Annotated in this window: 12 protein-coding genes, 1 tRNA gene and 1 pseudogene; 7 read left to right on the top strand and 7 right to left on the bottom strand. The window is 71.9% G+C overall.

Annotation, left to right across the window (positions count from 1 at the left end; all coding sequences use genetic code 11):
• Window positions 1-83 precede the first annotated feature (83 nt).
• Window positions 84-767, bottom strand: a pseudogene (locus AB0958_RS13200) (hypothetical protein); the annotation flags it as partial.
• Between the two features lie 47 nt (window positions 768-814).
• Between AB0958_RS13200 and AB0958_RS13205 the strand changes: the two are divergent.
• Window positions 815-1003, top strand: coding sequence for a DUF5703 family protein (locus AB0958_RS13205; RefSeq protein WP_046732800.1), 189 nt, complete (start codon window positions 815-817; stop codon window positions 1001-1003).
• Window positions 1004-1087: 84 nt separating this feature from the next.
• On the opposite strand, the gene AB0958_RS13210 is transcribed toward AB0958_RS13205, so the two are convergent.
• The 3 genes from AB0958_RS13210 to AB0958_RS13220 form a co-directional block, all read right to left on the bottom strand.
• On the bottom strand, window positions 1088-2170 hold the full coding sequence (locus AB0958_RS13210; RefSeq protein ID WP_366890487.1) for a chaplin: 1083 nt from the start codon (window positions 2168-2170) through the stop codon (window positions 1088-1090).
• 132 nt (window positions 2171-2302) lie between these two features.
• Window positions 2303-2536 (bottom strand): chaplin ChpH, encoded by a 234-nt coding sequence (chpH, locus tag AB0958_RS13215; RefSeq protein ID WP_046732802.1) that lies wholly within the window; start codon window positions 2534-2536, stop codon window positions 2303-2305.
• Window positions 2537-2682: 146 nt separating this feature from the next.
• Entirely contained in the window at window positions 2683-4008 is a 1326-nt protein-coding gene (locus tag AB0958_RS13220) for a M20/M25/M40 family metallo-hydrolase (protein WP_366890489.1), read from the bottom strand.
• A gap of 198 nt (window positions 4009-4206) precedes the next feature.
• Between AB0958_RS13220 and AB0958_RS13225 the strand changes: the two genes are divergently transcribed.
• Window positions 4207-4291: transfer RNA gene (locus AB0958_RS13225), tRNA-Leu, on the top strand.
• A 118-nt stretch (window positions 4292-4409) separates the two neighbouring features.
• On the opposite strand, the gene AB0958_RS13230 is transcribed toward AB0958_RS13225, so the two are convergent.
• Complete coding sequence (locus tag AB0958_RS13230) at window positions 4410-4637, bottom strand: DUF397 domain-containing protein (RefSeq protein ID WP_366890491.1); 228 nt, start codon at window positions 4635-4637, stop codon at window positions 4410-4412.
• Window positions 4638-4640: 3 nt separating this feature from the next.
• A complete protein-coding gene (locus AB0958_RS13235) occupies window positions 4641-5507 on the bottom strand; it encodes a helix-turn-helix transcriptional regulator (RefSeq protein ID WP_358977527.1) in 867 nt (288 codons plus the stop codon).
• Between the two features lie 241 nt (window positions 5508-5748).
• Here AB0958_RS13235 and AB0958_RS13240 point away from each other — a divergent pair, with 241 nt between their 5' ends.
• The 4 genes from AB0958_RS13240 (at window position 5749) to AB0958_RS13255 (ending at window position 12295) form a co-directional block, all read left to right on the top strand.
• Window positions 5749-6192, top strand: a complete 444-nt coding sequence (locus AB0958_RS13240; RefSeq protein ID WP_132889101.1) for an ATP-binding protein — start codon at window positions 5749-5751, stop codon at window positions 6190-6192.
• 342 nt (window positions 6193-6534) lie between these two features.
• Entirely contained in the window at window positions 6535-10401 is a 3867-nt protein-coding gene (locus AB0958_RS13245; RefSeq protein WP_366890492.1) for a Pls/PosA family non-ribosomal peptide synthetase, read from the top strand.
• An 80-nt stretch (window positions 10402-10481) separates the two neighbouring features.
• A complete protein-coding gene (locus AB0958_RS13250; RefSeq protein WP_366890494.1) occupies window positions 10482-11855 on the top strand; it encodes a M1 family metallopeptidase in 1374 nt (457 codons plus the stop codon).
• Window positions 11856-11869: 14 nt separating this feature from the next.
• Window positions 11870-12295: a YchJ family metal-binding protein gene (locus tag AB0958_RS13255; RefSeq protein WP_366890495.1), complete on the top strand. Its 426-nt coding sequence runs from the start codon at window positions 11870-11872 to the stop codon at window positions 12293-12295.
• A gap of 52 nt (window positions 12296-12347) precedes the next feature.
• Here the strand turns inward: AB0958_RS13255 and AB0958_RS13260 are convergent, their stop codons facing one another.
• Complete coding sequence (locus tag AB0958_RS13260) at window positions 12348-13049, bottom strand: FadR/GntR family transcriptional regulator (protein WP_366890497.1); 702 nt, start codon at window positions 13047-13049, stop codon at window positions 12348-12350.
• Between the two features lie 150 nt (window positions 13050-13199).
• Between AB0958_RS13260 and AB0958_RS13265 the strand changes: the two genes are divergently transcribed.
• Entirely contained in the window at window positions 13200-13721 is a 522-nt protein-coding gene (locus AB0958_RS13265) for a gluconokinase (protein ID WP_366890587.1), read from the top strand.
• Window positions 13722-13737 lie beyond the last annotated feature (16 nt).

The following is a 13737-nucleotide window of genomic DNA, read 5'->3' on the forward strand; positions in this document are numbered from 1 at the left end:
GCGCGGGCCTGGAGGTGCCCGGTGATCAGGCGTGCCATGCCGACGTACTGGGTGAAGACGAGCGCCGAGCCGTCCTCGGCGAGCTCGGCGTCCAGTGGCTCCAGGTCGAGGTCGAGGTCGTCCTCCGGTTCCCCGGCCTCCTCGGCGTCTTCCGGGTCCTCGTCGTCGAACACCGCGCTGACGTCGAAGCGGCACACCACCAGCTGCGGATCGACGCCCTCGAACGGCGCGTCCAGCCACTCGCCGGGCTCGGCCGGGTCCTCCGCCGCGGTCACCCACAGCGTGGAGTCCCCCTCCTCCAGGCCGAACTCCTTGTGCCGGGAGGCGATCTCGTCCGGTTCGAACTCGCCGAACAGCACCCCGAGCGCCCTGTGGACGGTGCCGGCGGCCTCCTCGCCGACGGCGGGACCGTCGTACTCCGCGGCCTGGACCCGCTGGGCCTGCGCCAGCAGCCGCTGTGGTTCCGCCACGGCGTAGTCGCGGCGGATCAGCACGCTGATCGCGTTCGGTTCCTCGGGCCCCGCGTACGGTGGCAGCGAGTCCTCGGTGCCGGGGATCTCGAAAGGTGTGACCTCGTCGTAGCGGTCGTACAGGAGCTCGTCGTAGACCTCGGCGGCCGCGGCCAGCTGGTTGAACGCCTCGTAGACAGCCGGGTCGTCCTCCCCCGACCTGCGTTCGACCGCGGCCAGATGGCGGTCGAGCGCGGTCTTGACCGCCTCGGCGGCGGCGCGTACCTCGGCAGCGGTGGGCTGCGCAGCATCAGACATAGTGCAGACGCTATCCGTACCGGGCACCAGCCCGCACAATAGATGCGATGCCGGAATACGAATTTGTCGACGTGTACGTACCTCGCGGGGTGTCCCGCAAGGAGGCCACACGTCTGCTGACGGACCATGCCGAGTACGGACACTGGGAGTTGGACCGACTGAGCCTCATGCGCGACGGCAGCCGCAGGGTGCGGTTGCGCCGGCGGATCATCCGCCAGGTGCGTGCCACATGGTGAGACTGGCCGACTGACGGAAGGGGCCCCGCGCCGGCGGGGCCGCTTCCGTGCCACGCACCGCGGTGGTGCGTCACCGTGCGTGTGCTACGCCCTGGCGCGCGCCTTGCGGTAGAGCATCGCGCCCGCGAGCAGCGCGCCGGCGCCCGCCGGAAGCGCGAGGCCCACCGGAAGGTCACTGCCCGTGTGCGCGAGCTGCGCGGCGCCGCTGACCGGCTGCGTCACCGAGCTGCTGCCCACCGGGCTGACGACGGAGGAGCCGTGACCTCCGGCCGGGACGGTCCCGCCGCCCCCAGGGTGCCCCGGCGAGCCCGGGTGGCTGGGAGTGCCAGGGGTTCCGGGGGTTCCGGGGTTGCCCGGAGTACCAGCACCCGGCTGGCCCGGGCGACCGGGAGTTCCAGGAGTGCCCGGCTGGCCCGGGGTGCCCGGCTGGCCCGGAGTCCCCGGGTGACCAGGAGTACCGGGGGTTCCAGGAGTACCTGGCGTACCCGGCTGGCCCGGAGTCCCCGGGTTGCCGGGGTGGCCACCGTGGCCCCCGTGACCTCCATGGCCACCGTGACCCCCGTGCCCTCCGTGGCCCCCATGGCCTCCGTGACCCCCATGACCACCGTGGCCGCCCGAGCCGCCCGAGCCGCCCGAGCCGCCCGAGCCGCCGGCGTCGCCGTAACCCGCGCCGTTGGCGCAGTCGTTGCCCACGGCCGTGTTGCCGATGCCGATCACGTTGACGCTGTTGCCGCACACGTTGACCGGTACGTCGATCGGCGCCTGGACCGTGTTGCCCGATCCGACCCCGGGCGAGCCGCCGGCGTGGCCGCCGGCGTGCGAACCGCCGTGACCGCCCGAACCACCGTGACCGCCCGAGTCGCCGTAGCCGCCCGAGTCGCCGTAGCCGCCCGAGCCGTAGTCCCCGGTCGCGCCGCCCCCGCCGCCACGGTTGGCGCACTTGTTGCCCATCGCCGGGTTGAGGACGCCGACGACGTTGACGGTGTTGCCGCAGACGTTCACCGGCACGTGCACCGGCGCCTGCACCGTGTTGCCGGACAGCACGCCCGGTGAGTCGCCGGCGGAGCCGACGGCCCCCGAGTCGGCGTGGGCGTAGCCGCTCGCCGCGGCGATCACGCCGGTCGCCGCGGCCACTGTCATAAGGCCCTTGCGGGTACCCTGTCGCATTTCTGAATTCCCCCCTGCCTTGGATCCTGACCGTGCATTCCTCGCGGAAAGAACCGCGGAAAACCGGTCGGCCCCGGAGCGCGTGGCGCGCGCTCCGGGGCCGACGGAAAGACGCCCCTCAGGGAGTCGGCGTCACTTGTTGATGCAGGTGTTGCCGAAGGCGGGGTTCAGCAGCCCGATCACGGAGATCGTGTTGCCGCAGACGTTCACCGGGACGTGCACGGGAACCTGGATCACGTTGCCGGAGATGACACCCGGGGAGCCCACGGCGGCACCCTGAGCACCCGAGTCGGCGACGGCCAGGCCCGCACCCGCGAGAACCAGACCACCAGTGGCAGCCGCAGCGGCGACGACCTTCTTGAGCATTTATTCCTCCTTGTTGGCAATGCGATCCCAAGTAGCGGATCGCATGATGTGTAACGAGGAGGAACTAATGGAGCTACGAGCTTATCGTCGCATTCACTCTTCTCAGTCGAACTCGCACAGTCGCCCGATTAGCCCGAGCCATTGCTTCACGAGGCGTCGATGAAGCGGTCGAGGACGCGCACGCCGAACTGGAGCCCGTCCACGGGCACCCGCTCGTCCACGCCGTGGAACATGCCGGCGAAGTCCAGCTCCGGCGGCAGCTTCAGCGGGGCGAAGCCGAAGCCGCGGATGCCGAGGTCGTCGAAGGACTTGGCGTCGGTGCCGCCGGAGAGCATGTAGGGGACCGCCTTGGCCGTGGGGTCCTCGGCGAGCAGCGAGGACTGCATGGCCTCCACCAGGGCCCCGTCGAAGGACGTCTCCAGCGCCTTGTCGGAGTGCACGTCCGCGCGGACCACGTGCGGACCGAGGAGCCGGTCGAGGTCGGCGAGGAACTCCTCCTCGTGGCCCGGCAGGAACCGTCCGTCCACATGCGCGGTGGCCTCGCCCGGGATGACGTTGACCTTGTAACCGGCGTTCAGCTGGGTCGGGTTGGCGGTGTTGCTGAGCGTCGCGCCGATGAGCTTGGCGATGCCGCCGAGCCGGGCCAGCGTCGACTCCATGTCCTCCGGGTCCAGCTCGGTGCCGAGCGCGTCGCCCAGTTCGTCGAGGAAGGCCCGGGTGGTCTTGGTGACCCGGACCGGGAACCGGTGCCGTCCGACGCGGGCGACGGCCTCGGACAGCTCGGTGATCGCGTTGTCGCGGTGGATCATCGAGCCGTGCCCGGCGGTCCCGGCCACCTTGAGCTTCATCCAGTGCATGCCCTTCTCGGCCGTCTGGATCAGATAGAGCCGCCGCTGGTCGTTCACCGTGAAGGAGAAGCCGCCCACCTCGCTGATCGCCTCGGTGACGCCCTCGAAGAGGTCCGGGTGCCGGTCGACCAGGAACCGGGCGCCGTAGGTGCCGCCGGCCTCCTCGTCGGCGAGGAAGGCCAGCACGATGTCCCGGGGCGGCTTCCGGCCGCTCCTGAGCCGGTCGCGGACGACCGCCAGGGTCATGGCGTCCATGTCCTTCATGTCGACGGCACCCCGGCCCCACACGCAGCCGTCCGCGACCTCGCCGGAGAAGGGGTGGTGGGTCCAGTCGTCGGCGTTGGCCGGTACGACGTCGAGGTGTCCGTGGATCAACAGGGCGGGGCGGGACGGGTCCGCGCCCTCGATGCGGGCCACCGTGGAGGCGCGGCCCGGGTGCGACTCGAAGATCCTCGGTTCGAGCCCGACCTCGGCGAGCTTCTCCGCGACCCACTCGGCGGCCTTGCGCTCGCCCGGACCGGAGTGGTCGCCGTAGTTGCTGGTGTCGAACCGGATCAGCTCGCGGCAGAGGTCCACGACCTCGTCCTCACCGGTGACGCCCCTGGCCGTGTCCGTCTCGCTCACGCTGATTCCTCCTGCTGTCACTGCCGGCCGGTCCCTGCCATCCTCCCTCCCTTCCGGCTCCGCCCCAAGGCCGGTCCCGGCCCGTCACACGCCGTTCACGCCCGGCCGCGCCCGGGACTGGGGGTGATCGGCCATCCCGGAAAGCCTGGTAGTGTTTCCTTCGTCGCCGCGAGGGAAACCCCGCACGACAGACACCTTGTCCGGGTGGCGGAATGGCAGACGCGCTAGCTTGAGGTGCTAGTGCCCTTTATCGGGCGTGGGGGTTCAAGTCCCCCCTCGGACACATGAGAAAACCAAGAAACCCCTGCTGAGCAGGGGTTTCTTGGTTTTCCGGGGTGCGGGCGGGTGACCACCTCCCGGTGGCTCCGGCCGCACCCGCTCGTGAGGTCTCGGGGGTCTGCTCAGCCGCGGCGGTCTATTCGGCCGTCGCCGAGGGCCAGCGTCGCGGTGAACGCGGAGAGTGCCGGCCGGCCGAGCAGCAGCGCGGGCCCGTACGGCCGCTTGCTGTCGCGGACGGCGACCGTCGCCTCGTCGACGATCCCGCATTCCACGCAGTCGGACTGTGATGCGGACGCCGAGGACTTCCACCAGGTCACCGGCAGAGTCGACGCGTCGTCAGCGTGCTTCATTCCTTATTCGTTCTTCCTTATCTGGGTGATCAGTTCCACCGACGCCTCGACGGACTCGGCGGCAGACGTGAGGCGTTGCCACGCGGCCCGGTGCGTGGAGACCCGATCACGTTCCTCGATGTACAGGGCGGAGGTCAGCCCTTCCTGGTGGACGACGTCCAGGTCCGTGTGCGGACCGAAGCCCAGGATGCTGAAGGTGCCGGTCAGCCCGGCGTGGAGGGGAGCGTCCGAGCGCAACACCTGGATGTTGATGTTCGGGCGCCGCCCCATCGTAAGCAGGCGCCCCAACTGCTCGTACATCAGGGCGGGATCCTCGGTCGTGGAGCGCAGGGCCTGTTCGGAGATGATCGCCCAGAGCGCCAGGGGGTCGCTGTCGCGGGTGAGGACGGCCTGGCGTGCGAGCCGTACCTCGACCAGCGCGTCGACCCGTGCCTCGACCGCCTCGGACATGGCGGTCGCCCGGATGATCTCGCGGGCGTACTCCGCGGTCTGGAGCAGTCCGGGGACCATGCCCAGCTGCCAGGTGGAGACCGTCTCCGCCTCGGCCTCCAGGCTGATGAGGTCCTCGTACACCGGGGTGAGGACACCCCGGTAGGAGTGCCACCAACCGCGTCTGCCACCCTCCTTGGTGAGCGTGATCAGGGCCGCGCGCAGCTCGTCGCTGACGTCACGGCCGAGTTCGGCGTACAGGTCGAGCAGCGCCTGGATGTCCGCCGCCTTGGGAGCGGTCTTGCCGGTCTCCATCCGGGACAGCTTCGAGGAGACGAACGCGCCGTCGGAGTGCTCCGCGACCTCGTCGAGGGTGAGTTCGCCGCGCAGGTCGCGCAACTTCGCACCGAGCCGACGCCGACGCACCGTGGGCGTGCTCACGGGTTCCCCCTTCTCTGCGGTGAACTGCCCGACAGTCTGCCGTGCCGCCCCAACCCTCGCCACCGGCTGACGACTTGTGCCGCAACTCTCTCGACTCGGTGCGCAATTTTTCACATGACGCGGTACGTATTGCGATCGACTGTGCCGGGAAGGCACCATGAATCCGGGAAATACGAAAGTGACCGCACTCGCATGGCGAACCACCGTGCCTGCGTTGGGACATGCCCGTGAGGGGATCCACATGATCGAACGCCAGCGGAGCACCACGACCGAACCCCGTGCACTGCAAGTCGCCCCGCCGCCGGTCCTGTTACTGGCGAGCGAACCCCAGTCGGCCGGGGCGGCACGGCGGTACGTGAGTGACTTCATCACGCACCACCTACCGGACGCCTCCCGTGACCACATCGACGCCGTCGCGCTGGTCACCTGCGAGCTGGTCACCAACTCCTTGCGCTACGAGACCGACCCGGACGATCCGGTGCGGCTCGTCATCGACAGCGACGGCTCCCGGACCCGGGTGGAGGTGCACGACCCGCTGGGCCGTCACCCGCGGCTGCGGCCCATCTCCGTGGAGCGGGACCGCGGGCGCGGACTGCTCATCCTCGACGCGCTGTGCTCGGGCCGCTGGGGCGTGGGCAACCTGCCCTGGGGCAAGTCCATCTGGGCCGAGGTCAGTGCCGTGTGACCACCTGCCCGCCCCCACGACGACGGCCGGTTCCGCGGCGATCCTCTCCCCTCCCCGCCACGGCACCGGCCGTCGTCGTGCCCGCCGCCGGACACACGGAGTTGGTCCGCATCACGCTGTGTGGGCCATCTCTCGTCCCAGGCGGATAACTCCAGGTCAGCGGTTTTTCAAGATTCAAGCGAGTGTCACGAACGGCCGCTCTGCGGTGGCCGGGACCGGACCGCGCGCCTAGCGTCGTACTAAAATTTCCGGCTTGTACCCAGCCGGAGCCGGACAACCCCAGGCAGACCTGAGGGCCCGCCGGCGCCCCGGAGGGTTCCGGGAACGAGACGCGAGGACCGGATGGCAGCGATAGACGAGAGCAGTGCTCTCGGCCTGCTCGACGAAGAGATCCGCGAGGAGTTCGGGAACACCGCACGGTTCTCGGCCGGCGCGGCGGCGCCGCCGCGCACGCTCGTGGACGTGTTCGAGGCGAGTGTACGGGCCCATCCCGACGAGCCCGCGCTGGACGACGGCACCGCCCAGCTCTCCTACCGCGCGCTCGCGGTGGAGGTGGAGCAGCTGCGGCGACGGCTGGCCGGGGCCGGGATCGGACTCGGCGACCGGGTGGGCGTCCGGGTGCCGTCGGGCACCAACGACCTGTACGTCGCCGTCCTCGGGGTGCTCGCGGCCGGTGCCGCCTACGTCCCCGTGGACGCCGAGGACCCGGACGAGCGGGCCGCCCTGGTGTTCGGCGAGGCGGAGGTCGCCGCCGTGCTCGGCGCGGGTCTGGAGATCGAGGTGCGCCGCGCGGAAGCCCGTACCGCCGACCGCCCCGGCATCGAGCACGACGCCTGGATCATCTTCACCTCCGGCTCCACCGGCAGACCCAAGGGCGTCGCCGTCACCCACCGCAGCGCCGCCGCCTTCGTGGACGCCGAGGCCGCGCTGTTCCTCACCGAGGAGCCGATCGGCCCCGGCGACCGGGTCATGGCGGGCCTGTCCGTGGCCTTCGACGCCTCCTGCGAGGAGATGTGGCTCGCCTGGCGCTACGGCGCCTGTCTGGTGCCCGTCCCGCGTTCCCAGGTCCGCAGCGGCGCCGACCTCGGACCCTGGCTGGTCGAGCAGGAGATCACCGTCGTCTCGACCGTGCCGACGCTGGCCGCGCTCTGGGAGCCCGAGACGCTCAACGACGTACGCCTGCTGATCTTCGGCGGCGAGGCCTGTCCGCCGGAGCTGGCGCAGCGGCTGGTCACCGAGGGCCGCGAGGTCTGGAACACCTACGGGCCCACCGAGGCCACCGTGGTCGCCTGTGCCGCCCTGATGACCGGCGAGGAGCCGATCCGCATCGGGCTGCCGCTGAAGGGCTGGGAACTGGCCGTCGTGGACGACGCGGGCGAGCCGGTCGCCATGGGCGAGAGCGGCCAGCTGGTGATCGGCGGGGTCGGCCTGGCCCGCTACCTCGACGCCGAGAAGGACGCGGAGAAGTACGCGCCCCTGGAGTCGCTGGGCTGGCAGCGGGCGTACCGCAGCGGTGACCTGGTGCGGGCCGACCGCGAGGGGCTGGTGTTCCTCGGGCGTGCCGACGAGCAGATCAAGCTCGGCGGCCGCCGGATCGAGCTCGGCGAGGTCGACGCGGCCCTCCAGGCGCTGCCCGGTGTCGCGGGCGCCGCGGCGGCCGTGCGGACCGCGCGCGGCGGCAACCAGCTGCTGGTGGGTTATGTCGTCACCCAGGACGGCTGGGACCGGGCGGCGGCCGTCGAGAAGCTGCGCGCCGAGCTGCCCGCGGCCCTGGTGCCGCTGCTCGCGCCCGTGGCCGAGCTGCCCACCCGCACCTCGGGCAAGGTCGACCGCAACGCACTGCCGTGGCCCCTGGAGGGCCTGGAGAGCGGCGGCCCGGCCGAGCAGCTGTACGGCACCGAGGCGTGGCTCGCCGAGCAGTGGACCGAGGTCCTCGGCGCCCCGGTGAACAGCGCCTTTGACGACTTCTTCGCGATCGGCGGCGGCAGCCTGTCCGCCGCCCAGCTCACCACCCGGCTGCGCACCCGCTACCCGAGCGCGGCCGTCCTCGACATCTACCAGCAGCCGGTGCTGCGCAAGCTGGCCCGCCGGCTGGAGGCGTCCGCGCAGGACGACGGCGCGCGGCGGACGATCGTGCCGGTGCCGCGCCGCGCCCAGTTCGTGCAGCTGATGGTGCTGCTGCCGCTGTTCACGCTGCTCGGGCTGCGCTGGACGGTGGTGCTGGCCGCGCTCGGCAACCTGCTGTCCGGCTACGGCTGGCTGCCCACCGCGCCCTGGTGGCTGGTGGGTGCCGGGGCCGTGGCCCTGTTCACCCCGCCCGGCCGGATCGCGATCGCGGCCGGTGGCGCGCGGCTGCTGCTGCGGGGCGTGCAGCCGGGCCGGTACCCGCGCGGCGGCTCGGTGCACCTGCGGCTGTGGACGGCCGAGCGGCTCGCCGAGTTCGCCGGGGCGACCACGCTGACCGGGTCGTGGCTGGAGCGGTACGCGCGGGCGCTGGGTGCCAGGATCGGGCCCGAGGTGGACCTGCACTCGCTGCCGCCGGTGACCGGGCTGCTCAAGGTGGGCCGTGGCGCGGCCGTGGAGTCCGAGGTGGACCTGTCCGGCTCCTGGCTGGACGGCGACCGGCTGGTGATCGGCGCGGTCCGGATCGGCGCCCACGCGGTCGTCGGCACCCGCAGCATGCTCTTCCCCGGCGCCCGGGTCGGCAAGCGCGCCGAGGTGGCCCCGGGTTCGGCGGTCACCGGGCAGGTCCCGACCGGCCAGCGCTGGGCCGGCGCCCCGGCGGTCAAGCTGGGCAAGGCCAAGCGGAACTGGCCGAAGCAGCGCCCGCGACGCGGTACCCACTGGCGGGTGATGTACGGCCTGACCGGTCTCGGTCTGAGCGCGCTCCCCGTGCTGTCCGGCGCCGCCGCACTGCTGGTCGCCGGGCGTTTCGTGGCCCCCGGGGACGGTCTGGGCGAGGCCCTGCGGGGCGCGGCGGTCGCCCTGGTCCCGGCCACCCTCGCGTTCGGTCTTGCGTACGCCCTGCTGATCCTGGTCGCCGTCCGGCTGCTCAGCCTGGGGCTGCGCGTCGGTACGCACCCCACGCACAGCCGGGTCGGCTGGCAGGCGTGGACGGTGTCCCAGCTGATGGACCGTTCCCGCGAGACGCTGTTCCCGCTGTACGCCGGTCTGGTCACCCCGGTGTGGCTGCGGCTGCTCGGGATGCGGATCGGCCGGGGCGCCGAGGTGTCGACCGTGCTCGCGCTGCCGAGCCTGACGACGGTCGGCGAGGGCGCGTTCCTGGCCGACGACACGCTGACCGCGCCGTACGAGCTCGGTGGCGGCTATGTGCGGATCGGCCGTGCGGAGATCGGCCGGCGGGCGTTCCTCGGGAACTCCGGGATGACCGCGCCGGGGCGCAGTGTGCCTGACGGCGGTCTGGTGGGTGTGCTGTCGGCGACGCCGAAGAAGGCCAAGAAGGGCACGTCGTACCTGGGGCTGCCGCCGGTGAAGCTGCCGCGCAGCACGGCCGACGGCGACCAGAGCCGCACCTACGAGCCGCCGGCGCGGCTGCTGTGGGCGCGGGCGCTGGTGGAGGCGTGCCGGATCCTGCCGGTGCTGTGCTCGGTGGCGCTGGCGGGCCTGACGGTGGCCGCGCTGTGCGCGCTGGGCGGGTGGGCGCCGCTGCTGTCGGGCGTGGTGCTCCTGGGTGCCGGTGCGGTGGCGGGCCTGGTCTCCGTGGTGGCCAAGTGGACGCTGGTCGGACGGCACCGCAGCGGGGAGCACCCGCTGTGGAGTGCGTTCGTGTGGCGCAACGAGCTGGCGGACACCTTCGTGGAGGTGCTGGCGGTGCCGTGGCTGGCCGGCTCGGTTCCGGGTACTCCGGTGATGACGGCCTGGCTGCGCGGGCTCGGTGCGCGCATCGGCGAGGGTGTCTGGGTGGAGAGTTACTGGCTGCCGGAGACCGATCTGGTGACCCTGGAGGACGCGGCCACCGTGAACCGCGGTTGTGTCCTGCAGACTCACCTCTTCCACGACCGGATCTTGCGGACGGATACTGTGGTTCTCCGTGAGGGCGCCACGCTGGGTCCTGGCGGGATCGTGCTGCCCGGCAGCACGATCGGGGCCCGTACCACCCTGGGTCCCGCGTCGCTCGTCATGGCGGCGGAGTCGGTTCCCGACGACACCCGCTGGCTCGGCAACCCGATCGAGGCATGGCGTCCCTGAGCGCGGGCCGTCCGACGGTGGCCGCGGGCGTCGGCGCACCGAGAGACGGTTCGAGCACAGCGCAGGGAGCGAACGCGGAAGTGGCAGTGCAGCAGTCGGCGGGTCCGGACCCGTACTTCCCGGACAACGGCGATCCCCGGTACCGGGTGCATCGCTATGAGCTCACGCTGGACTACCGGCCCGGACCCAACCGCCTGTCCGGCATGGCCCGGATCAACGCGATCGCGGGCCGTGCCGCGCTGCCCGAGTTCCAGCTGAACCTGGCCGATTTCAAGATCGGCCGGATCCGGGTGGACGGCCGCCAGCCGCACTGGACGCACCGGGGCGGCAAGCTGCGGATCAAGCCCGCGAAGCCGCTGCGCGCCGGTGCCGCGTTCACCGTGGAGATCCACTGGTCGGGCAACCCGCGGCCGGTGAACAGCCCCTGGGGCGGGATCGGCTGGGAGGAGCTGACGGACGGCGCGCTGGTGGCGAGCCAGCCGATCGGCGCGCCCTCCTGGTTCCCGTGCAACGACCGGCCGGCCGACAAGGCGTCCTACCTGATCTCGGTCACCTGCCCGTCGGCGTACTCGGTGGTGGCCGGCGGCCGGCTGCTGACGCGCACCACGAAGGCGTCGACGACGACCTGGGTGTACGAGCAGGCCGCGCCGACGTCGAGCTACCTGGTGAGCCTCGCGATCGGCAAGTTCCAGACCGTGCTGCTCGGCGACCCGGGGTTGGGCGGGGTGCCGATGCACGGGCACATACCGGCCCAGTTGCTGCCCCAGTTCTCCCGGGACTTCGCCCGCCAGCCCGCGATGATGGACCTGTTCCAGCGGCTGTTCGGGCCGTACCCCTTCGACGAGTACGCCGTGCTCGTCGCCGACGAGGAGTTCGACGTCCCCGTCGAGGCGCAGGGACTGTCGCTGTTCGGCGCCAACCACGTGGACGGGGCGCGGGGTTCGGAGCGGCTGGTGGCGCACGAGCTGGCGCACCAGTGGTTCGGCAACAGCGTGTCCATCGCGGACTGGCGGCACATCTGGCTGAACGAGGGGCTCGCGAAGTACGCGGAGTGGCTGTGGTCGGAGCGGTCCGGCGGCCGGAGCGCCCAGCAACTGGCGGCCGTCGCCCACCGGCTGCTGTCCGGGCTGCCGCAGGACATCCGGATCGCCGCCCCCGGCAAGAAGGCCATGTTCGACGACCGGCTCTACGAGCGCGGCGGGGTCACGGTCCACGCGATCCGCTGCGCGCTCGGTGACGACCGGTTCTTCCACATGCTGCGGGCCTGGACGGGGCTGCACCGGGGCGGGGCGGTGACGACGGCGACGTTCACGGCGCACGTGAACCGCTTCGCGGACGAGCCGCTCGACGGGCTGTTCGACGCCTGGGTGCACCGCACGGCGCTGCCCGCGCTGCCGACCCAGCCGGTCCCGGCGCGCCCCGCACAGCCGCCCACCAATGCCGAGTCGGCGTAGGCGAACATAGGACCATGGCCCGACGCACCCCGCAGCCCCGGCGGCAGCCCGCCCCCGCACCGGCTCACGGCTCCCCCTGTCCCTGCGGCCTCCCGGAGCCGTACGAGCGGTGCTGCGGCCGCTTCCACCGGGGTGAGGCGGCGGCGCCCACGGCGGAGCGGCTGATGCGCTCGCGTTACAGCGCCTTCGTCGAGCGGGACGCGGGTTATCTGCTGCGGACCTGGCATCCGCGGACGCGTCCGCCGGGCCTGGACCTCGAACCGGCGATGCGCTGGACGGGTCTTGAGATCCTCGGGACGACCGACGGCTCGGCCTTCCACACCACCGGTACGGTGACCTTCCGCGCGTCCTACCGGGGCGGTTCCCTGCTGGAGCGCAGCCGGTTCGAGCGGGTGGACGGGGCGTGGGTGTACGTGGACGGCGACTTCCCGGACGAGTAGCGCCCGTCCGGACTCCCGGACGAGTAGCGCCCGTCAGGACGCACCGCCCCGGTCAGGGCGCGAGGACGTCCAGTTCCTCCAGGGCGCCCACCGTGATCTCGCGGGTCAGCCGTTCCGCGCGGTCCGCGTCGCCCTCCCGTACCGCTTCCGCGAGTTGCACGTGCAGGGTGACGGCGCCGGGGGCCGGGTCCTCGAACATCACCTCGTGGTGGGTGCGGCCCGCGAGGACCTCGGCCACGACGTCGCCGAGCCGGGCGAACATCTCGTTGCCCGACGCGGTGAGGATCACCCGGTGGAACGCCATGTCGTGGACGAGGTACTGCTCCAGGCGGTGGCCGCGGGAGTTGGCCACCATGCCGAGGGCGCACTCGGTGAGCGCGGCGCACTGCTCGGCTGTGGCGTGCTTCGCGGCCAGGCGGGCGGCCACCGGCTCGACCGCGGAGCGCAGCACGGTGAGCGAGCGCAGCTGGTGCGGGCGGTCGGCGCCGGCCAGCCGCCAGCGGATCACCTGTGGGTCGTAGACGTTCCACTCGGCCTTGGGCCGGACGGTGACGCCCACCCGGCGGCGGGACTCGACCAGGTGCATGGACTCCAGGACCCGGACCGCCTCGCGCATCACCGACCGCGACACCTCGAACTGCTGGGCCAGTTCGTCGGTGCGCAGAACGCTGCCCGGCGGGTACTCGCCCGCGGTGATCTCGGGGCCGAGGGTGTCCAGTACGCGGCCGTGCAGCCCCCTGCCCGGTGTGCTCATGCACTCAGCGTACAGAGCGGATCACAGAGCCAAAAAGTCAGACTTATATGTCACACACTCTTGAATTCGTCGTACCTAATGGGTTTCAGTGAGGCCGACACCGGATGTCGTCTGCCGGTGTCCCATGTCGAGGAAGACAGCGAGGCAGTGATGCGGACCCCCCACGTCGTCGTGGTGATGGGCGTCGCCGGCACGGGCAAGACCACGATCGGTCCTCTGCTCGCCGCCCGGCTCGGCGTCCCCTACGCCGAGGGCGACGACTTCCACCCGCCGGCCAACATCGCCAAGATGTCGGCCGGACACCCGCTGGAGGACGCCGACCGGTGGCCGTGGCTGGACGCCATCGGCGCCTGGGCGCACGGGCGGGAAGGGCTCGGCGGGGTGGTCAGCAGCTCCGCGCTGAAGCGGTCGTACCGCGACCGGCTGCGCGCCGCCGCCCCCGCGGTGCTGTTCGTGCACCTCACCGGGGACCGGGAGCTCATCGCGGACCGGATGTCGCACCGGCAGGGTCACTTCATGCCGACCGCGCTGCTGGACTCCCAGTTCGCCGCGCTCGAACCGCTGGCGGCGGACGAGCCGGGTGTCGCGGTGGACGTCTCGGGCACCCCCGAGGAGATCACCGCCCGGGCCGTCCGCGCGCTGGACACGCTTCCCGACCTCACCGCGCGGTAATCCGCGTCACCCCCAG

The sequence above is a fragment of the Streptomyces sp. NPDC006655 genome, from assembly GCF_040703965.1.
In the GTDB taxonomy this organism is placed as follows: domain Bacteria; phylum Actinomycetota; class Actinomycetes; order Streptomycetales; family Streptomycetaceae; genus Streptomyces.

Coding starts and splice junctions, on each gene's coding strand:
- AB0958_RS13205 (WP_046732800.1), top strand. CDS start 815: ATGCCGGAATACGAATTTGTCGACGTGTACGTACCTCGCGGGGTGTCC.
- AB0958_RS13210 (WP_366890487.1), bottom strand. CDS start 2,170: ATGCGACAGGGTACCCGCAAGGGCCTTATGACAGTGGCCGCGGCGACC.
- chpH (WP_046732802.1), bottom strand. CDS start 2,536: ATGCTCAAGAAGGTCGTCGCCGCTGCGGCTGCCACTGGTGGTCTGGTT.
- AB0958_RS13230 (WP_366890491.1), bottom strand. CDS start 4,637: ATGAAGCACGCTGACGACGCGTCGACTCTGCCGGTGACCTGGTGGAAG.
- AB0958_RS13240 (WP_132889101.1), top strand. CDS start 5,749: ATGATCGAACGCCAGCGGAGCACCACGACCGAACCCCGTGCACTGCAA.
- AB0958_RS13245 (WP_366890492.1), top strand. CDS start 6,535: ATGGCAGCGATAGACGAGAGCAGTGCTCTCGGCCTGCTCGACGAAGAG.
- AB0958_RS13255 (WP_366890495.1), top strand. CDS start 11,870: ATGGCCCGACGCACCCCGCAGCCCCGGCGGCAGCCCGCCCCCGCACCG.
- AB0958_RS13260 (WP_366890497.1), bottom strand. CDS start 13,049: ATGAGCACACCGGGCAGGGGGCTGCACGGCCGCGTACTGGACACCCTC.
- AB0958_RS13265 (WP_366890587.1), top strand. CDS start 13,200: ATGCGGACCCCCCACGTCGTCGTGGTGATGGGCGTCGCCGGCACGGGC.